Source organism: Actinomycetes bacterium, from assembly GCA_022396035.1.
Lineage (GTDB): Bacteria > Actinomycetota > Humimicrobiia > Humimicrobiales > Humimicrobiaceae > Halolacustris.
The window spans coordinates 14,158-34,256 of sequence record JAIOXO010000011.1; the positions used below are offsets into that span (position 1 = coordinate 14,158).

A 20,099-nucleotide genomic window follows, 5' to 3' on the forward strand; every position below is an offset into this window, starting at 1 on the left:
ATGAATTTTTCTAAAATTAAAAACATAGTCATACAGGTTGTATTTGATATACTCATATTTTTTTCAGCCTTTACCCTTTCCTTTTATTTAAGGGGGCAGATAAATTTAGGGGGCCTGGCTTCACTCCCACCCCAGTATTCTGCTTATGTGTGGGAATATACCCTGATAATCATAGGGGTCAAGCTGCTTATATTTGCCGTATTCGGCATGTATAGAAAAATATGGAAATATGCCAGCTTCAGGGAGTTTATCACTATTATGCAGTGTCTGGTTTTAAGCGCTGCTATTATGATTTTTGTCTTCTATATTTTTGAAACCCCCTATTTTCCCAAATCCATCCTTATCATTGATTTTTTGCTTACCATGATTATGGTGGCTACTTCCCGTTATTCAGCCAGGCTGTTTAATGAGCTTAAGTTTGGAAGCATTTATACCAGGAAAAAGAGGGCGTTGATTATCGGGGCCGGGGATGCAGGAGAGATGATTGCCAGAGAGATGATAAGGCAGAAGAATACCCAGTATCAGCCGGTAGGTTTTTTAGATGATGACAAGGCCAAGCTGGGGCAGCAGATTCATGGGATAAGGGTAGTGGCCAAGACCCAGGATATCAAGAGGATTATCAAGAAGCTTTCGGTGGATGAAGTAATTATTGCCATGCCTTCGGCTTCGGGCGAGGTTAGAAAAGAGATTGCTTTTAAGGCCAGGGAAGAAGGAGTGGTATGCAAGACCCTTCCCAGCCTGTACGAGATAATTGACGGCAAGGCCCATCTGTATCAGGTAAGGGATATACAGATTGAAGATATTTTGGGCAGGAAGCCGGTAAAGATTGATTATTCGGCTATTTTCTCCGAGTTTGAGGGAAAGTCCATTATGATTACCGGCGCTGGCGGATCCATAGGGTCGGAGATATGCAGGCAGGTTATAAGGTTTAAACCAGCCAAACTTATTATGGTGGACCATGCTGAAAACAACATGTTTATGATAGAGCAGGAACTTACCGATGAGCATAATTTTAACAGCGCTATCCCCATAGTAACTGATATCAGGGATAAAGAGAGCATCAGGGGGGTATTCAAAAAATACAAACCGGATTATGTATTTCATGCAGCCGCCTACAAGCATGTTCCCTTAATGCAGCTTAACCCGGAAGCGGCCCTGCAGAACAATTTTATAGGCACCAAGTCTCTGGCCAAGCTCTGTTCACAGTTCGGGGTAAAAAAGTTTGTGATGCTGTCTACAGATAAGGCGGTAAATCCCAACAGTGTTATGGGGTTGTCCAAGACACTGGCGGAAAAGTACCTGGTCTCCAAATCCAAGACGGGGAATACCGCTTTTATCATTGTAAGGTTCGGTAATGTGCTGGGCAGCCAGGGCAGCGTGGTTCCCATATTTAAAAGCCAGATAGAAAAGGGAGGGCCGGTTATGGTCACCCATCCCAATATGAACCGGTTCTTTATGACCATTTCCGAGGCTTCCCAGCTGGTTATACAGGCCTGCGTGATGGGTTCCGGGGGAGAGATTTATGTACTGGATATGGGAGACCCCATCAATATACTGGATCTGGCCAAGAATATGATCAGGCTGTACGGGCTTATACCGGAGAGGGATATAAAGATATCCTATTCAGGTATCCGCAGCGGGGAGAAGCTGGATGAGGAGCTTACCTGCAGGGATGAAGAGCTGGTTACCACTGATTTTCCTTCAATTTTTATGGCCCAGAAAAATGGTAAGGTTAACCGGGATGAAATGCTTAATATCCTTTTCAACATTGAAAAGGAGATTACCCTTTATGATTATGAAAACCTGTTTAAGGATTTAAAAAAGGTTCTGCCCAGTTTTGACCAAAACAAGATGTGGTACAGGCAGTAATGTTTTACAATTATATTAAGCGCTGGCTGGATATTATTTTTTCTGTTCTGCTTTTTATTATTTTTTTGCCCCTGTGGATTATCATACCCATAGCTATCGCCATTGATTCTCCGGGAAAAGTCATTTTTACCCAGAAAAGAGTGGGGCTGGGCAGCAGATATTTTACCATTTACAAGTTTCGGACCATGAAGGAAGGAACACCGGATATCCCTACCGACCGGATGAAAAACCAGCAGCTCTACAATACCAGGTTGGGAACTTTCCTCAGGAGAGTAAGCCTGGATGAGATTCCCCAGCTGGCCAATATACTCAAAGGTGATATGAGTTTTGTGGGGCCCCGGCCGGCATTGTATAACCAGCAGCAGCTTATTGGGTTAAGGAAGGAAAAGGGAGCCGACCGGGCGAGGCCGGGGGTTACCGGGCTGGCCCAGATTTCAGGAAGGGACAGCCTGGATATACCCAGAAAGGTTGAGTATGATGCTGCTTATGTGCAGGATATGTCTTTCTGGCTGGACTTAAAGATTGTCCTGGTAACGGTTAAGGCGGTTCTTACCGGCAAGGGAGCTAATTAGCTTCATAACGGGTAGACTTGGCAGCTCTTTTGTGGGCATACATCAGTTTATCAGCCCTTTTCACCACTTCATTTATATCTTCTTCATCTTCCCTGGTGGTGGCAATGCCAATAGCTATGCTTATAAGATTATCGGGGTGGGTATGGTTATGCTCCTGGATAGTTTCTTGCAGCCCTTCCCTTCTTTTTTCAGCAGTAGAAGCGCTGGTGTCGGGAAGTATGGCATTAAACTCATCCCCGCCCATCCTGGCCAAAATGTCGCTTTTCCTTATAAACTTGGCCAGTATGTCTGCTACCTGAATGATTAACTGGTCTCCTTTGGGGTGGCCGTACTGGTCATTCACTGCTTTGAGATTATTGATGTCTATAGACAATATGCTTACCGGTTTAAATCTGTCCAGCCCCTTGTTTATCCTATCTGCTTCCTGTTCAAAGTATGCACGGTTATAAACATTGGTAAGGCTGTCATGGAAGGAAAGATATTTTAACTGGTCTTCTATCTTTTTTCTCTGGGTTATATCCCTTACTATTCCTTGGCAGTATATGGGCTGGCCCTGCTCATAGATTACGGTAGAGCTTATCTCTGCATCTATTATGGTGCCGTCTTTTCTCTTAAGTTTGGTATTGAACACCTTGTTTCCATGATGAGGGCATGGGCGATCATGGGCTGATAGATAAAGTTGTTGGTCAGGATTTATGGCCATAAGTTCCTGCTTGCTGCCGTATCCCAGCATATTGACCAGAGCCAGGTTGATATCTACAAACTTTCCCTGAGGGGTGGTTATATAAATGCCGTCCAGGGATTGTTCAAACAAGGTACGGAATTTTTTTTCACTCTCCTTTATCCTTCTCTGGGCTCTTCTAAAAAAGGTGATGTCTCTGGCTACCAGTACAGTACCTAGGTTGCGTTTTCTGTCCTTATCAAATATAGGTGATTTTTCAAACATATAGAAGCAGGTTTTGCCTTCCTGTTTGGTTGAAGTTTCCAGCCTGGTGTTTTCATCACTGCCTGCAAACTGCTCTACTTCAGGGTATTCTTTTAAGGTTTTATGGAAAGAACCCCCAATTTCAGGTTCTCCCACTGACAGCATTTCCAGGAAGGTGGAATTTATGTCCGCTATCCTTCCCCGGTCATCCAGAAGCATTATACCCGCGCCCAAGTTATCTACTATGCTTTCCCAGGCGATAGGAGACAGTTCTAGCAGTTTATAATGGTACAGGGCAAAGAACAGAAGTATCCCGGATAAAGTAAACATAACCGGAGTTAATTCAATCCCTATTAAAAGCTGGGGGAAAAAGGCATAGATCAGGTTGGTAACAAAGGGTATGAATGCCAGAAGAATAAGTATCCTGGACTGGCTTCTGTAAATATGTCTGGACCTGAATAAACCGGTAAACAGAATTATGAAAGTAATAAGTATTAGAAGATAACTGTAAGCCGCATGAGTCCAGAACCAGGGGCCATGTTCATAAATTCCATAAATGCCTGCCAGGTTGTTCTGGCCAAGACTTATCTGTGGCCAGACCAGGCCGTGTATTCGGTTGGTAGCAGCCATTATTATGGTGGCTGCAGGCATTACAAACAGCAGAATTGTTCTGGTTCTAGTAACCCATTTATCCATGTTGATATAGCGGCAGGCAAACAACAGCAGCATAACCGGCATTGTTGTAGCTCCAATATAGGTGAGTACCGAGAAAAGCTCTTTATAGAAAACTGTTTTAGCTAAGGCTTCAAATATGGCAAAGAAAGACCATATGGTAGCTGTCAGTAATAGAAAAAACAGCTCTCTACTGGCTTTAAACTTCCGCCTTTTCCAGGTGTAATAGCTAAGAAGTCCATTAATCAGAGTTGCAGCTATTAAAGCTATGCTAAAGGCATTAAATTGCAATATTTCCCCTTTATTGCTTTTATGAGATTAAAACCGTAACCAATATTATAAGAAAAAATGAGGTTAGTTCAATACATTTACCGGTTTTTTATTTTTAGCCTATTATTTCATATCCCGGGGATGGGGTGCCTTTATTACAAAGAATTCTAAAGGCTGCTGCCCTTTATTCCTGATGTCCATCCTGGTTTTAAAGGGCACATTAACTATGGTTTTTGACTGATAGGAAGCAGGCGGCTGCTGGTCCAGGGCTATATTCATAGTTCCACTTATTATTATAAGGTAGACATTGGAATTGGATTTGTGGGCAGGCAGTATATCATCGGGATAAAGTATCATGTGGTTTATATTAACATTTTCATCATTTATTATCTTTTCAATAAGTTTCTGGTCGCTTCTATTGAACTTGTAGGTTTTCTCAATCATGGTTCTCCTATCTTTATTTATAATACTGGTAGTAATTAAATCAGCAGACAGGCCAAATTACAAACCACCGGTATTTAGCTTTGTGCTTGTAATAAGGATTTAACCCTTCTATGATAATAGAGATATATACAGCCTTTTTTAAGAGGATTAGTAAATGAAAAAAACAAGACTGGACCTTTTTTTAATCTTTCTCAAGATAGGGGCGTTTACCTTTGGCGGAGGGTTTGCCATGATCCCCCTGATTGAAAGGGAGGTTGTGGAGAAAAAATGCTGGATAGATTACGAGGATATGTGCGATATACTGGCTATAAGCCAGTCCTTTCCGGGAGCAGTAGCCATAAATTCAGCCACCATAGTAGGCTACCGGGTAGCCGGCTACTGGGGCTCTGTACTGGCTACGCTGGGAGTGGTGCTGCCCTCTTTTGCTATCATGACTCTGGTGGCTGCCTTCTTTACCTACTTCATTAATCTGGGAGCGGTGCAGGCAGCGCTTAAAGGTATAGGAGCCTGTGTGGTGGCCCTGCTTATAGTGGCAGCTATCAGGGTGGGTAAAAGTGCCATGAAGGGTATCATATCTGTGGTAATATCGGTGGCTGCCCTGGCCCTTATATTATGGCTGGATATACACCCCATTTATACCATCATCATGGGGCTGGCTTTAGGTCTGGCCGTATACGGTATTAATGTAATAAAAAGGAAGAAGAGATGATTTATTTAAGGCTGTTTGCTTCCTTTTTTAAAATCGGGCTGTTTAGCTTTGGCGGCGGCTATGGAATGATTCCCTTAATTGAAAGGGAGCTGGTAGCCAATGGCTGGTTTACCGCCCGGGAGTTTGTGCAGATTATATCAATATCGGAGATGACCCCCGGGCCTATAGCGGTAAATACCGCCACCCTGGCCGGTTTTAGTGCTGCCGGCATCGGGGGTGCGGTATCGGCTACGCTGGGAGTGGTACTTCCATCTTTTATATTGATTATATCTACCGCCCATATTATTTACCGGTATAGGTCACATCCGGTGGTAAAGAGGCTGTTGTGGGGGGTAAAGCCGGTAGTTCTGGCTTTGATAATAGTGGCGGTTGTTTTTGTGGCTGAGAATGTATGGTTTGCCGGGGCCTTAAGTTTTGGAAACATTGAGCCCGCCAGCATAATTATTACGGTGGTTAGTCTGGCCCTTTTGCTTCTGCTAAAGGTTAATCCCATCTATGTGCTTTTGGCTTCCGGGGCGGCAGGGGTGGCCCTTTATTATATGGGGATTTTTTAATCATGGCAGGAGATTTATTTTTTTCTGGACAAAATTATAATTTTTTATAAAATTAAGGTTACTGTGTATGTTCATATCTAATAATTTCTAATACTTTTTTATAGAGGAGAAGGTCTATGTCTAAGAGGATGAAAGTTTTTGCGGTTATTTTCTCAGTTATTATGATAATCTCATTGTCTATTCCCTCCATGGTGTTTGCTGATTCGGGAGTGGAAGCTTTTGTTACCAGGTTCTATAAGCAGTGCCTGGACCGGGGGCCTGATCCGGCAGGCCTGGCTAACTGGGTAGGCCATCTGCAGTCAGGTTATCTGGCCGGCGCCGATGTGGCCGAACGGTTCATATTTTCTGAAGAGTTCCAGGCTAAAAACACTTCCAATGAGCAGTTTTTGCAAGTTATGTATAGGGCCTTCTTTAACCGTCCCCCCGATCCTGAAGGTTATGCCGGATGGCTGGGCCAGCTTCAGCGGGGCCAGAGCAGGAGATTTGTACTGGCAGGTTTTGTAAATTCGGTAGAGTTTGAAGCTCTTTGTGCACAGTATGGCATAAGGCCTGGCTCTATTGGCGGCGGCGACAGGGATGACCGTGATAGCGGGGGCAGCAGTGGTGCTGCCGCAACCCCGGCTACCATAAGTGCTACCGGTAATATTACGGTGGTATGCATGGGGGATTCTTTAATTGTTAAGTCTGACTGGGTTCCCAGGTTAGCCCAGCTGCTGAGGCAGAATTATCCCGGAGCCAATTTCAATATAATTGCCAGTGCCCAGAATGGGGAAACTGCTGCCGGCGGCTATGGCCGTTTTGATTCTACGGTGGCTGTTCATAATCCGGATATCATAGTTATAGCTTACGGCACTAATGATGCCGGCAATGGACTGACTAATTATGATAGATATCTGAGCAAGTTGACGGATAAGGCCAAAGCTACCGGGGCTATTGTATTTTTGCAGAATTTTGGCCCCATTAAGGTCAATGAATTTCCCACCAAGTCCGATTATATGAGCTATGTTAGCAAGGTGCATGAGATTGCTTCCGAGAGGGGAGTAAGGCTTATAGATGTGCACGGGCCGCTGAATGCAAATATTTCTGCTAATCTTATAGATTGGTGCCATTATTCTTCTACCGGCTCTGCTGTGGTGGCCAATACTGTGTTCGGTAACCTGGCTTCGGTACTGGTAAAATAGGCATAAGTATAAAGCGCGGTATATCTAGATCTTTAAGGGTGGTTGTGGCTTTCCGGAAAGTAACGCTGTCTGTAATATAAATTTAGCGGTTTAGCAAAAGTGCCTGTTTACTGCTATAATTTATTAAAATAAAAATATTATAATTGTATGCATACAATAAAGATAAAAATAGTCTCCATAGTGGTAGTGGCGTTTCTTATTTTCTTCTCTTTGCCTTCCCTGGTTTTTGCCCAAGATAGCGGTGTGGAAGAATTTGTAACCCGCTTCTATAACCTGTGCCTGGACCGGCAGCCGGACCAGGCAGGTTTAGAAAACTGGGTAAGCTATCTGGAAAGCGGAAGACTGAGCGGGGCCGATGTGGCCCGGAGATTTATATTCTCTGAAGAGTTCCAGGCTAAAAACACTTCCAATAAGCAGTTTTTGCAAGTTATGTATAGGGCTTTCTTTAACCGTCCTCCCGATCCTGGAGGCTATGCCGGATGGCTGGGCCAGCTTCAGCGGGGCAGAAGCAGAAGTTTTGTGCTGGATGGGTTTGTTGGGTCGGTTGAATTTGCCCGGCTGTGTGAGAAATATGGCATCCAGCCCGGGACTGGAGGTTATGCTGCAGCAGGAGAGACAGAAGAGCCACAGTTAAATATATGGGGTTCTGATTCATTTAGCTTTACCCTGGGCCAGGTAGTGGAATTGCTGAAGGGCGGCCATCCCCAAGCTTATAACCAGCTGTCTTTAGTTTCAAGGATAGTAGAAAGAGACCTGTCGGGTTACTCTGCATCTGCCATGGCAGATATTGACCGTATGGTGATCTATATTGACCTGGGCTCTTTTGAAAGTTTTGGCCCGGACCGGCTGAGTATAATAACGGCTACTCTTTCCCATGAGTTAAACCATATGGCCAATAGGGATCTGGCTGATTCTATGAGTATTGCCGACTTTGAAAAGTTGGCCTTAAGCCAGGAACTGGAGACCTGTTATGGCATAGGTGCTCGTTCATGGTATATTGATTATATCAGGAGAGCTATAGATAGCATATATGATTCTTCCACCTGGTGGTGGAATGAAAACGATGTGGCTGCTTAGGCAGTTTTGGTTATCAGGGACCTTTCTTTTTAAATCCTTTCTGTAAGTTTAATCTATTTTACATTCTATTTTCCCCGGAAAAGGTAAATATTTAATTTAAAATATGTAGTGGTAGGGGTAAAATATACTTATAACAATGCTTATTAAATAAGAGAAGGGGATTGAAATGACATTGGTAAAGGTTACTGAACTTAAAGCATCTTCGGATAAGAGTTTTGAGGATGCTGTACAGCAGGGAATTGTACGTTCTACCAAAACCCTCAGGCATGTAAAATCTGCATGGGTAAAGGATTTTGAAGTAAGGGTAGATGAGCAGGGTCAGATTACCGAGTACAGGGTACTGCTTAAGGTTAGTTTTGTATTGGATGATTAATAAGCAGTGTGTCTTTATGCTGGGGAAATAGATCTTTTTGCTGGTTATGGTTTTTTATTCTGCTTTGTTTCCATGATTAATTAAATAGAAATTTTAGCCATTGATTTGTTTGAGTTTATAAAATTACAGAGAATAACTTGCTTAACCGAAAGTCTCCAAAATTATTTTTTTAAACCTATTTATATTCTGATATAATAATCATATAATAATGGTAGAAAAATATGATTGGAGGATATAAAATGATTATAAAATCATCCACAACACTACGTAATGACTATAACGCGATAGCAAAGCTTGCCCATGAAAGACAGGAGCCGGTATATATTACAAGAAATGGTGAAGGAGATGTTGTTGTAATGAGTATAGAAGCATTTGAGCGCAGAGAAGCAATGCTTGATTTGCGTGAAAAACTCTTGTTTGCAGAACAGCAGCGTCTTTCTGGAGAGGCTACAATTCCGCTTGATAAAGCCCATAAGCTTTTAAGGGATAAAATCAATGAAAAAGTATAATGTAGAATTACTTCCAGCTGCATATGGAGACCTGGATGAGATATTTGATTATATTATGCCAGATAGTCTGCAGGCAGCAAATGATACTCTTGATAATATTATGAATTCTCTACGTAGACTTGAAGATTTCCCACAATCCGGAGTACCTCTTATTGACCGATCAATGAAAAAGTTCAATTTTAAAATGATTATTATTAATCCTTATATAGTATTCTACCGTTTTATTGATGGCAAGGTCATAATTTATCGCATTTTACATTGTGCAAGGAATTATCCTCATCTGCTAAAAGAAGATATGAAGAAAATGTGATTATAGCAAATTATAAGATTTAATTTCATACTGCTAATCATTTAATCTCCTTCGGTGAAATTGTCTATCAGTGGCTTTCTCTACATCTCTGATAGAAAAAATCCCATAATCTTTTAATTTATGTCTTAGATCTGGATATTTCATTTCACATTAATGTTATTTTTAGCACTCTTGAGAAATATTTTAATCATTCTTTACCAAAATCGCAAAATAGCATGAGGTTTTACCGGTGGGGTCTAAAAGTTGTCTGTCGATGTTCAAAGATTAAATTTATTTCCTGTATTTGTGAATCAGGTATATTTTCTCAAAAAATCATTCTGAGTTAAGTTCTGCCACCACCATATAAAATGAATAAATTTTTCCTAGACTATTCGGCACTGAACAAATAGATATATCCGGCATCTTCCCTGTAGCTATCCACTAGGCTTAACTTGGATGATTGGGGCAGGTCCTGTTCGGAGAGTATTACAACATGGTTATAGCCGTCCCTGCTGACGGTATCTATTTCTTCCAGTACCTGGCTGTTGCTCTTTTCCGATATGTCTATAAACCTGATATCCCGGGGATAGAGGTTGTAGGCCATTTCAGACATTATGTATACCGGCTGGCCCTTAACCAGCACTGATAGATTCTGTTCCTGGGGAAGGCTCCGGCCTACCCAGGCTATAAATTTCTCAAAATCATAGAACCCCTGATAGGTAGAGGATAGGTCTTTTTGCTGGATATTGCTCTTATATGAAAGCCAGTAACTTTTAGCTGTATATATCTGGGCGGTTAAAAAATTAAGGGCAAATAGAACCAGGATAGTCAGAGATACTACAACCACCGGGTTAAACCGGGGGCTGGGCCTAAAAGCAGCATAGTATATGATAGATAGCAGAGCTCCCAGGCCCAGTATAAGGTAGGAAGGGATCAGGAACCGGTTAATATGATCCAGGGAGAATGTCTGCTTAAAATAGCTGTTAAGGTAACTGTCAAGCGCAGGCAGTCTTCTCTGGTTTAGTTTTAGGCTTTCTACTTCAAATTCTATTCCCTGTACCTGGGGTAAGCTCAAGTCTACCTGAATTATTTTACCTGCAGATCTCCAGTATGGATTCTCACCAACAGGAATGTAATAGGTATGGGTTAGGTTGTCTATGTAGATATCAAATTTTTCTACTGCCAGGGGGCTGTCCTGTTCCCAGGACAGTACCGCAGTCCCCCGGGGAAACTGGGTGTTTTGACTGTTAATGGATTTCAGTTTAGCCGCAATGAACTGCCTGGGGTTGGTATCTATGGGCTTAGCAAGGTCTATAACTGTATTATTGGAGTTTCCCAGGGTCCCGTAAAAGGTAGGGAATATAAATGGCAGCAGCAGAACTGCCAGCAGTACTGCTGCTGATATGTATATGTTTTTTTTGGTTGTCCTCATATAAATTACTGGAGCTTTAGCCTATTTACCAGTTTTTCTATTCCCTGTTCAAAGCTTAATGGCGAAAAGCCAAAATCCTGTTGTGCCTGGCTGTAGGAGTAAGTTTTATCATATTTTAACCTCTGTATCTGGTCCGGGGTAAGATGGGGATTCTTGCTCATCTTGGAATATATGGATACTATAAAGCTGGCCAGCCCCATAGGCACTTTCCTTATTTTGAAATCCAGGCCCATCTTCTCTTTTACTATATCCAGCATCTGGGAATATTTTATGGGTTCTTTTCCTGCCAGTTCATAGGTCTTGTTATAGGTTTTTTCATTGGCTATTACCTCCGCTATGGCAGTGGCTACATCTTCTATGTATACCGGCTGTATAAGGTTATCTCCTTTGCCAAACAGGTAGAAATAACCTTTATCTTTTATGTACTTAATCATTTTGGAAAAATTGGTATCATTTTCTGAACCATAAATCATGGATGCCCTTAAGATGGTGTAATCCAGACCGCTTTTTTCTATCATTTTCTCTGAGGCAATCTTATCCTGCTTTATTTTAGTTTCCTGTGGTACCAGAACGGTAGTAGAGCCTAAAAATACAATCCTTTTTACTCCTGCTCTGGCTGCGGAACTCAGGGTATTTTTAACATAGTAACTGTTTTTTAGATCGGTGAGGTACACTATGGCTTCTGCTTTCTTTGCACAAGAGAATATGGTGTCTGCGCTGTTCAGGTTTCCCCGGGCCAGGGTGATTTCTTTTTTAAGGGCGCTGGCTGTCTGTTGCAGTGAAGATATGTCTGTGCCTGACTTGACAAAGCACTTTACCTCATAATCTTTTTCCAGCAGTTTTTTTAAAACTGTTGGCCCTATAAAACTGGTTGCTCCTATAAGTACAATCATGTGACCAAACTCCTGGTAAAATTTATTTATGTAATTAATATTAATACTATAAAAATAAAGGTCAATTTTTTTGTTATATAATCTCTTGGTTTATTATATTATAAACAGAAACAACTAATTTTTTATGGATTTGCTGCTGTATATAAAATATTTTATGTCTATTGCCTCTCTGGTACTGATAGGTTATGTGCCGGTCTATTTTTTCCTGCTTAGAAAGAAGATTCTGGACCTGGAGTACAAAAATCTTTCCGGAAAGTTCTTTATAGCGTTCCTGTGTTTCTATATAGGAAGTTTTTTGGTAACCATATTTATGATAGCCCTGTCACTTTTTGGCCTGGAGTTAAGGTTTGAATATATGCTGATGTTTACCATATTCTTTTCCTGTCTCTCGTTTTACCTGTATTTTAGCAAGAGGTTTAATTATAGGGAGAAGCTGAGGCTGAAGAGGATGATAAAGGGATCGGTTACCCTGGAGGATAACCTGAAGATTAAAAAGGGGAAGGTGGTAACAGGGTCCAGAAGGTCCAGGTTTTCTCTCAGTTTGGGCCGGCTCAGTCTGGGTACAGTATTGTTTATGATCCTGGCCCTGCTTACTCTGGGCAGTTTTATCATAGTGGTATTCTTTACTTTCCTGTTTCCCATCCGGTTCTGGGATGCTATAGCCTGCTGGTCGCTGAAGGCCAAGGCTTTTTTTATAGATAGTGATATCTTTACTTATTATACCCAGCATGGCTATGATTTTTCCCATAACAGCTATCCCCTTTATCTGTCTTTGCTGCAGTGCTGGATCTATACCTGGATAGGCAGGGTGGATGAGAATCTGGTAAAGATTATATTTCCCCTGTTTTATCTTTCGGGTCTGTTTGTGCTGTATCACTTCTTTAGAAAGAAGCTTAACCAGCTGCTATCCATGCTGCTGGTATTTGTTTTTTCGGTGCTTCCGGTTATTGCTGACCATGGTTACATAGAGTATACCAATCTGCTGTTTTCGGTAGTGCTGGTGCTGGCGGTTTATTTTCTATACCTGTACCGGGTTAAGAAAAAGATAGGCAGTTACCTGCTTCTTTCAGCTGTATTCTTTGCGCTGCTGGCCAATATCAGGAGCGAGGGCGCTTTGTTTATGGCGGTTTTTTTATTGGTAAGTGTAATTTTTACCTTTATAGATGTTATTAGGCTAAAGCATAAAGGCCGTGCTGTCCTAAATTTCTTGTATGCGGTTTTATTGTCAGCGGCGCTGGTTGCGCCTTTCTGGTTACTTAAGTACGGGCTGGGGCTGCCGGTGCTTTCTATTGAATGGCAGCAGGCTATTGGAGGAAGCAGTACCTTAAACTTGGCAGAGGCAGCCAGGGTGATGACCGGTCAAGTGCTGTTTTCAGCCTATGACTCTACCCGGGCTTTTCTGGGTTCGGGTTACGGGCCGGCCTGGGCGGTGCTATTGGTGCTGTTCTGGGTAAATGTAAAGAGGCTGTTTGTCAGGGCCAACTGGGTACCTTTTATATTTTTATTCTTAGGGTTGATTACTGTATTTTTTTCCATTGCCCTTATACCTGATTTTGCCGGTTCGGTGGAGAGATATCTTCTTCACATATTCCCTCTTGCCTATCTCTGGATTTTATCCAATTTACCTAATTCAAAAAGGTTGGGATAAAGGATTTATTTGTGGTAATATGTGTATTTATTTTATAAGACATATTAATTGTATAAGTGCTAGTTTACCTTTTAATAGCTATATTGATTATTGCGGCAGCGGTGGCCTTATACCTGTATGCCTTTAGGTTTGAAACCACCAATTTCAAGCTGAGCCAGGTGGATATTTTCTTAAGGCAGATAGGCAAAAAAAGCAGGGACAGGAAAGGCAAGCCTTACCTGTCCATACTCCATTTATCTGATTTTCATCTCAGAAAGAATCTTAAAGGCAGGAGGATGTTTGAGTTTGTGCAAAGCCTGACCAGCCTGGAAGTGGATCTTTTGTTTATAACCGGAGACCTGGTGGAGCAGGATAAAAATATTTCCCACCTTATAGAAATGCTGAAACCATTGAAAGCAAGGTACGGTAAATTTGCGGTTCTGGGGGTGCATGATTATTATGATAAGAAGGTTTCAGAGTTCCTAAAGAACATGTTTAAGCGAAAGAGAACCTACCATCGCAGGAATGACATTGAGAGGTTGATAAAGGAACTGGATGGCATTGGGATTAAGGTGCTGCAAAACCAGGTAGCGGAGATTGACAGCCCGGATGAAGACATCCGGGGAATCAGGGTAGCGGGTATTGATGACCCCATTATTTTACGAAAAGATTTGGAGGCTGCTTTTGGACAGTCTAATAATATTCCTGTTGCCAAGGTTGAGAAGGATAGATACTACCAGGAAAAGTACCCGGAGGTATTTAAGTTAAGCGATAAGAAATTCCACCTTTTGGAAGAAAAAGCCAAGCTGCTGCTGTGTTTGGTGCATACTCCGGACAGTGAGACCCTGGTGGATCTGGCAGAGCAGGGTGCAGATATTGTGTTTAGCGGCCATACCCATGGGGGACAGGTAAGGCTGCCTGGGGTGGGAGCATTACTTACCGGCTGCAAGCTCAGCCATAAGTTTGCTTCCGGGCTGTTTTATTTTAAGGAATTTGTGCTTTATGTATCCAGGGGTCTTAGCGAGGGCAGGTATTCACAGTTCAGATTTTTTTGCCCGCCTGAGGCCAGTATCATAAGATTGTACAAGAAGTAGAAAGGAATTTAAGTGAGGTTTGCATTTAGGTTTTTAGTATTGGTTTTAATTATTTTATTGGTGTTTGGTCTTGGATGCAGCAGGGAAGTTTCGGAGACAGTAACTGAAGAGGTGGAGGCCGTAGGGGAGACGGAGGCAGAAATTGAGGAAGCCGAAGAAGAGTTGGCTGAGGCAGAAGAGGTAGCTGAATCTGATCCTGTACCCCAGGAAATACAGGATTTAATTGATGAAGCAGATGACCTTTATGCCCAGGGTTTGTATAGCGAGGCCAATAAGGCTTACCGTAATGCGGTGCTGGCAGTCGAAGATGAGGATATGGAGGGAAAGGAAGAGCTGTTAGCTGATCTGGAGGCCAAATTTGAAGAAACCCGGCAGATTGTGGATACTGCCAGGACCCATCATGGCAATGCTATGAAACTGCAGTATGAGAAGAGGTTTGAGGAAGCGATAGAGGAACTGGAAATGGCTTTAGAGATCTACCCCAAGTACCAACCGGCTATTGATGCTCTGGATACCCTTAAATCACTGGCTGGTTTACAGTAATTTGTAACTCAGGTTATATGGTTATATTATTGTAATATGGCTAAATTTAAAACTGGCTGCCCTGGCCAGAATACAGGGTATTTAAAAGATTTTAATACTTCTATAGTTAGCTGTCCTCAGTGTGGGCACCAGATTGAGTTTTTTGCTGATGAGAGAAAGGTTAGCTGCCCCCAGTGCCATGCCCGGGTGTACAGGATGGACGAGCAGGTAGCTGATTATGTGGATGGCAAGCTGGTGTTCAAAGATCCTGAGAAAAGCTGCCTGGACTGGTGTGGGGCTTGTCTGGACAGCAGGGATTACAAGGAGATAGAGCAGCATAAGCACAGGCTGGAAGAGAAGAAGAAGGATTTTTCTTCTCTTATAGAGTCAGTGGATAAACAGGACCGGGAAGCTATAGAATTTTTTCTGGAGGCTTTTGCCAAATCTGCCAATAGCGGCAAGCTTATAGATGACCGGCTGTTTTCTATTTTACAGAAGAAGAATCCGGATCTTTTTGTAAGGGTCAGAAATTATTACCTTAATTTCCTAAGGTAGTTGTCATATTTGGTTTCAGTAGCTAATATCTTTATATGACAGCAAAAAAAAGACCAAAGAGAAGGGGCTGCTTTTCCTCGGTAGCAAGGTTTACTTTTTTTATGGTGGTTTTCTTTGCTATTGGTTTCTTTATTTTCTACGCTATTGATAATCCAGATTTACTTTCCAATTTTAAGTCCAAATTTTCCGGAAGTGGTGAGCAGGAGATTGGGGCTGCCGAGACTATGGCTGTAGAGGTTGAAGAGGTCCAGGAACAGCCACAGGTGCAGCAGGCAGAGACCCAAGAACCGGTGGAGGAGGAAGTGAGTCTCTGGGACAAAATTGGCAATTTTTTTAACCGGGGTAGCTATGGGGATGAAGGGCAGGAAGAGCTTTCTGCCAGGTTGACCATTAACTTCTATTTTGCCTCCCTGGGCCAGGAGATGCTGCTGGAGCCGGAGGAGAGAACCATTGTGGCCGGAACCAGGGAGTCGGCGTTAATTAATGCTACCAAGGAGCTTTTAAAAGGGCCCAGCAAGTCATATCTATTTCCGGTTATACCCGGAGGGACCAATCTTATTGATACCGAGGTGAATGAAAATCTGGCCAAGGTTAATCTTTCCCAGGAGTTTTTGGATAACAGCTTGGATAACCGGATGCTGGATGAGATGGTGATTTATTCTATAGTTAATACCTTGACCGAGATACCGGGAATTGAAGGCGTTATTTTTAATATTGAGGGCACCAGGATCAAGGTGTACGGCAATGTTGATTTAAGTTTGCCGGCTATAAGGAAAGAGGAGCTTATAGCGGTGGAGGAGTAGGTGTTTGGGGAGTAAATATTTCTTTTTATAGCTAGGAAAGCCTGGGACATACATTAGGAGTTTTAATATATAGGTTTAGACTTATTAAAGGCTATTAAATTGGCAAGGCTTAAATTAGAAAGAAAATACCTATTTGCTTATATTCTGTTATTTTTAGGCATTGCTATTATATTGCGGGAATATATAGGAGGCAGGTCCCTGTGGGTAGATGAAGCTATGCTGGCTTTGAATATGGACCGGTCTTTTATGGACCTGGCCAGGCCATTAGATTATAATCAGACCGCACCCTTATTATTCTTGTTTCTCTCTAAATTTTTTACTTTATTATTTGGAATATCTGATTACTCTTTGAGAATAACCCCGTTACTTTTTGGGTTGGGCTCCCTTTATTTGTTTTTTCTTATCTCCAAGAGATTATTTAAACCCTTGCCAGCGGCCATATCCATGCTTCTTTTTATTACTTCATACCGTCTAATTTATTATGCTAATGAATTTAAACATTATTCTGCCGATGTATTTTTTTCATTATTATTCTTGTATTTCTTTCTGCTGATAAAAGAGAATGGCTTTGACCTAAGAAATTGGATAGTAATAACTATAGTAGGGCTGGTCGCCATATGGTTTTCTTTTAGCGCCATTATTATAGTTATGCTGTTTGCCGCAGTTTCACTGACATGGCTTATTAAACAAAGAGAAAAAAGAGGATTAATCTTTTTTGCGGCGAGTACAGTCCTATGGGGATTAAATATTCTGGCTGAATATGTTTTGGTTTACCTGGGTAATCCTAATTTTTCTTTTGAGCCTCTACATGATTACTGGAGGGGAGGATTCATGCCCTTTCCTCCTACTAATATACAGGATCTGTTTTGGTTGCCTAAAACCATTAAGGATTTTTTCATTTATATTACCAATACAGATACCATACTAACTGGCAGGTTTCCGGTAATTATTGATATCTACGCTTATGTGTTTATAGCTTTTTTTCTCTTGGGTACTATATTTCTGATCAAACACAAAAAAATTCATGTGAGTGTATATGGGTGGGGAGTAATTCTGTTGGCCTTAATTGCTTCGGCTGCAGGGGTTATTCCTTTTGGAGACCGTCTTGTACTATACCTGGTTCCTCTGGTACTGTTGGTATGCGCATATGGAATATATTTAACTTATGGGTGGGTAAAAAAAGCCCGTAAAAGTCTGGCTATAATTTTTTTAGTTGTATTATTTTTCCTGCCCTCCATACCCAAGGCGTATCATCTGGTGGAGCCTACTTACAAAGTGGAGTTAAAATCAGTTATTAATTATTATTTAGAGAACAGAAAAGAAGAAGACAAGATATATGTATATATTGACCAGGATACTTATTATCCGCCCCAGTTTTACTTCTATACCGGAGAAAATTTTGATTTTACCAATATGGAAGGTAGCAAGAAAAAGGATCTCCAACAACTGAAGGGAGAGATTTTAGGCCATGAGAGGGTGTGGACCATAGGCCCGCTTCAGGGGCTGGAGGATTACGGACAAAAATTAGATAGCTACAGTATTCAGACACTGGCCTCCAGATGGTCTTTTGATTTTTTACGGGAAGATATAGTTTATTTAAACCAGCCTAATGCTGAAATAAAGTTTTATGATTTCAGGCAGTATGAATTGGAGGATCTAATTGCACATATTTACAAGCATGGAGGTGATATACCCAATCCGGAACAGCAGCAGCTGTGGGTAAGAAGGATTTTAACTGACCCCAATGAAATGTATGATCTAGTTCTGGAGGCTTTAGTGGAGGGTAATTCTGGTGCAACCGATAAGGAATTTGTTAGAGCTATTTATATGGGCCTTCTGCAGCGGGAGCCTGATGTCGGCGGTCTTGAATATTGGTTATCGGAGCTGGAAGCTAAAGTGGGTAGGGATAAGGTAGCTGCAAGAATTATGGATTCGGCAGAATTTAAAGCAGTGATGCAAAGGCATGGGTTACTTTTCGATTAAAGCTATGGATATATTTTTACCTATTTTGTATTATAAGAATATTTCATAAAAGGATTAAAAAAAGGAAGTAAGCATTGAAACTTTCAGTTATCATACCGGTTTATAACGAAGATAGAACCCTGGAGCAAATAATTAATAAAGTAAAACAGGTTAACCTGGATGGAATAGAGAAAGAAATCCTGGTAATTGATGACGGCTCATCAGATGCCACTGTAAAAATATTGAAAGATAAGATTGAGCCTATAGTGGACAAAGTAATCTACAATCCCAGGAATATGGGCAAAGGCGCTGCTATCAGGGCCGGATTTAAAAATGCTACTGGAGATATAGTCATAATACAGGACGCTGATCTGGAATATGAGCCCAATGAATATCCCAGGCTGCTTCAGCCAATTTTGGATAATAAGGCGGATGTAGTGTACGGCTCAAGATTCTTGGGAGGAAGACCTCACCGGGTTCATATGTACTGGCATCAAGTGGGCAATAACTTACTGACTAGTTTATCCAATATGTTTACCAATCTTAATTTGACCGATATGGAGACCTGCTATAAGGTATTTAGAAAGGAAGTTGTAGATTCCATAGAGATAACTGAGAACAGATTTGGACTGGAGCCGGAGATAACTGCCAAGGTAGCCAGAGGGAAATGGAGAATATATGAGGTGGGTATATCTTACTATGGCCGAAGTTATGAAGAGGGAAAAAAAATTAACTGGAAAGATGGATTCAGAGCAATTTATGTTATTATAAAATATGGTATTTTTAAGAGAAGATAGACCAACTTTGACTTAATGTCATCCTGGATGAAAGGAAATAACCACCTTGAAGATAGTAATTACCGGAGGAGCAGGTTTTATTGGCTCCAATACTGTGGATAAGTTAATAGGTTTAGGCCATAAGGTAGTGATTATTGACAACCTTGTAACCGGTAGGAAAGAGAATATTAACCACGATGCTGTTTTTTATCATACTGACATCCGTGATGACTCCATAAAAGATATATTTCTTAAGGAGAAGCCGGAAGTGGTCATACATGATGCTGCCCAGATAAGCGTAAGGATATCGGTAGAGGATCCCAGACAGGATGCTGATATTAATATCTGCGGCAGCTTAAATATTATTGAAGCTGCCAGGGCAAGCCAAGCAAAAAAAATAATATTTGCTTCCAGTGGAGGAACGGTATATGGGGAACAGGAGTATTTCCCCGCTGATGAAAAACATTCTTTAAATCCGGTGTCGCCCTATGGTGTGGCCAAGTTAGCGGTTGAGAAATACCTTTATTACTATTGGAAGAATTTTGGATTAGAATATATTGCCTTAAGGTATGGCAACATATATGGCCCCCGCCAGGATCCTCTTGGAGAAGCAGGGGTAGTAGCCATATTTTCTAAACAAATCCTGGATGGAAGAGATCCGATTGTAAATGGAGACGGTAAACAAACCAGGGATTATGTCTATGTGGGGGATGTGGTAGAGGCAAATATTAAAGCCCTGGATAATGATTTTGTGGGAGGGCTAAATATTGGTACCGGTATTGAGAGTGATGTATTAAGCCTTTTTAAGATTTTAAAGCAAATATCTGGTACTGATGTAGAGAAAGTTCACGGCCCAGCTAAAAAAGGTGAACAGAGAAGGAGTGTTTTAAGTTATAATAAGGCTAGACAGGTTTTAGGCTGGGAGCCCACGGTAAGTTTGAAACAGGGATTGGAAAAAACTTATAATTGGTTTAAACAAAGAAAGCCATAA

Annotated in this window: 21 protein-coding genes; 17 read left to right on the plus strand and 4 right to left on the minus strand. The window is 41.6% G+C overall.

From position 1 onward, the window contains the following. On the plus strand, nt 1-1,869 hold the full coding sequence (locus K9H14_04885; protein ID MCG9479529.1) for a polysaccharide biosynthesis protein: 1,869 nt from the start codon (nt 1-3) through the stop codon (nt 1,867-1,869). After that, a complete protein-coding gene (locus tag K9H14_04890) occupies nt 1,869-2,441 on the plus strand; it encodes a sugar transferase (GenBank protein MCG9479530.1) in 573 nt (190 codons plus the stop codon). The genes K9H14_04885 and K9H14_04890 overlap by 1 nt, the downstream gene beginning before the upstream one ends. Here the strand turns inward: K9H14_04890 and K9H14_04895 are convergent. Next, a complete protein-coding gene (locus tag K9H14_04895) occupies nt 2,434-4,329 on the minus strand; it encodes a diguanylate cyclase (GenBank protein ID MCG9479531.1) in 1,896 nt (631 codons plus the stop codon). The genes K9H14_04890 and K9H14_04895 overlap by 8 nt on opposite strands. A 102-nt stretch (nt 4,330-4,431) precedes the next feature. Continuing rightward, nucleotides 4,432-4,752, minus strand: a complete 321-nt coding sequence (locus K9H14_04900) for a cupin domain-containing protein (GenBank protein ID MCG9479532.1) — start codon at nt 4,750-4,752, stop codon at nt 4,432-4,434. Nucleotides 4,753-4,906: 154 nt separating this feature from the next. Between K9H14_04900 and K9H14_04905 the strand changes: the two genes are divergently transcribed. From K9H14_04905 to K9H14_04935, 7 genes are all read left to right on the plus strand, one after another. Continuing rightward, entirely contained in the window at nt 4,907-5,461 is a 555-nt protein-coding gene (locus K9H14_04905; GenBank protein MCG9479533.1) for a chromate transporter, read from the plus strand. After that, nucleotides 5,458-6,015, plus strand: coding sequence for a chromate transporter (locus K9H14_04910; GenBank protein ID MCG9479534.1), 558 nt, complete (start codon nt 5,458-5,460; stop codon nt 6,013-6,015). The genes K9H14_04905 and K9H14_04910 overlap by 4 nt, the downstream gene beginning before the upstream one ends. A 116-nt stretch (nt 6,016-6,131) precedes the next feature. Continuing rightward, a complete protein-coding gene (locus K9H14_04915) occupies nt 6,132-7,196 on the plus strand; it encodes a DUF4214 domain-containing protein (GenBank protein MCG9479535.1) in 1,065 nt (354 codons plus the stop codon). A gap of 147 nt (nt 7,197-7,343) precedes the next feature. Continuing rightward, nucleotides 7,344-8,273: a DUF4214 domain-containing protein gene (locus K9H14_04920; protein ID MCG9479536.1), complete on the plus strand. Its 930-nt coding sequence runs from the start codon at nt 7,344-7,346 to the stop codon at nt 8,271-8,273. A 166-nt stretch (nt 8,274-8,439) separates the two neighbouring features. Beyond that, nucleotides 8,440-8,646, plus strand: coding sequence for a dodecin family protein (locus K9H14_04925; protein ID MCG9479537.1), 207 nt, complete (start codon nt 8,440-8,442; stop codon nt 8,644-8,646). A 239-nt stretch (nt 8,647-8,885) separates the two neighbouring features. Continuing rightward, nucleotides 8,886-9,155 (plus strand): type II toxin-antitoxin system Phd/YefM family antitoxin, encoded by a 270-nt coding sequence (locus K9H14_04930; GenBank protein MCG9479538.1) that lies wholly within the window; start codon nt 8,886-8,888, stop codon nt 9,153-9,155. Continuing rightward, nucleotides 9,142-9,465, plus strand: a complete 324-nt coding sequence (locus K9H14_04935; GenBank protein MCG9479539.1) for a type II toxin-antitoxin system RelE/ParE family toxin — start codon at nt 9,142-9,144, stop codon at nt 9,463-9,465. The genes K9H14_04930 and K9H14_04935 overlap by 14 nt, the downstream gene beginning before the upstream one ends. A 367-nt stretch (nt 9,466-9,832) precedes the next feature. Here K9H14_04935 and K9H14_04940 read toward each other — a convergent pair whose 3' ends face one another. Continuing rightward, complete coding sequence (locus tag K9H14_04940) at nt 9,833-10,876, minus strand: hypothetical protein (protein MCG9479540.1); 1,044 nt, start codon at nt 10,874-10,876, stop codon at nt 9,833-9,835. A gap of 5 nt (nt 10,877-10,881) precedes the next feature. Beyond that, nucleotides 10,882-11,769, minus strand: a complete 888-nt coding sequence (locus tag K9H14_04945) for an NAD(P)H-binding protein (protein MCG9479541.1) — start codon at nt 11,767-11,769, stop codon at nt 10,882-10,884. A gap of 124 nt (nt 11,770-11,893) precedes the next feature. Between K9H14_04945 and K9H14_04950 the strand changes: the two genes are divergently transcribed. From K9H14_04950 to K9H14_04985, 8 genes are all read left to right on the plus strand, one after another. Beyond that, the gene (locus tag K9H14_04950) at nt 11,894-13,417 is read left to right on the plus strand and encodes a hypothetical protein (GenBank protein ID MCG9479542.1); all 1,524 of its coding nucleotides are present in this window, start codon (nt 11,894-11,896) and stop codon (nt 13,415-13,417) included. 56 nt (nt 13,418-13,473) lie between these two features. Next, entirely contained in the window at nt 13,474-14,490 is a 1,017-nt protein-coding gene (locus K9H14_04955; GenBank protein ID MCG9479543.1) for a metallophosphoesterase, read from the plus strand. Nucleotides 14,491-14,502: 12 nt separating this feature from the next. Continuing rightward, a complete protein-coding gene (locus tag K9H14_04960; GenBank protein ID MCG9479544.1) occupies nt 14,503-15,033 on the plus strand; it encodes a hypothetical protein in 531 nt (176 codons plus the stop codon). 36 nt (nt 15,034-15,069) lie between these two features. Beyond that, on the plus strand, nt 15,070-15,567 hold the full coding sequence (locus tag K9H14_04965) for a hypothetical protein (GenBank protein ID MCG9479545.1): 498 nt from the start codon (nt 15,070-15,072) through the stop codon (nt 15,565-15,567). Nucleotides 15,568-15,602: 35 nt separating this feature from the next. Next, the gene (locus K9H14_04970; GenBank protein ID MCG9479546.1) at nt 15,603-16,370 is read left to right on the plus strand and encodes a GerMN domain-containing protein; all 768 of its coding nucleotides are present in this window, start codon (nt 15,603-15,605) and stop codon (nt 16,368-16,370) included. A 99-nt stretch (nt 16,371-16,469) separates the two neighbouring features. Beyond that, entirely contained in the window at nt 16,470-18,353 is a 1,884-nt protein-coding gene (locus K9H14_04975; protein ID MCG9479547.1) for a DUF4214 domain-containing protein, read from the plus strand. Nucleotides 18,354-18,427: 74 nt separating this feature from the next. Continuing rightward, nucleotides 18,428-19,129, plus strand: coding sequence for a glycosyltransferase family 2 protein (locus tag K9H14_04980; GenBank protein ID MCG9479548.1), 702 nt, complete (start codon nt 18,428-18,430; stop codon nt 19,127-19,129). A gap of 46 nt (nt 19,130-19,175) precedes the next feature. Then, nucleotides 19,176-20,099, plus strand: coding sequence for an NAD-dependent epimerase/dehydratase family protein (locus K9H14_04985; GenBank protein ID MCG9479549.1), 924 nt, complete (start codon nt 19,176-19,178; stop codon nt 20,097-20,099).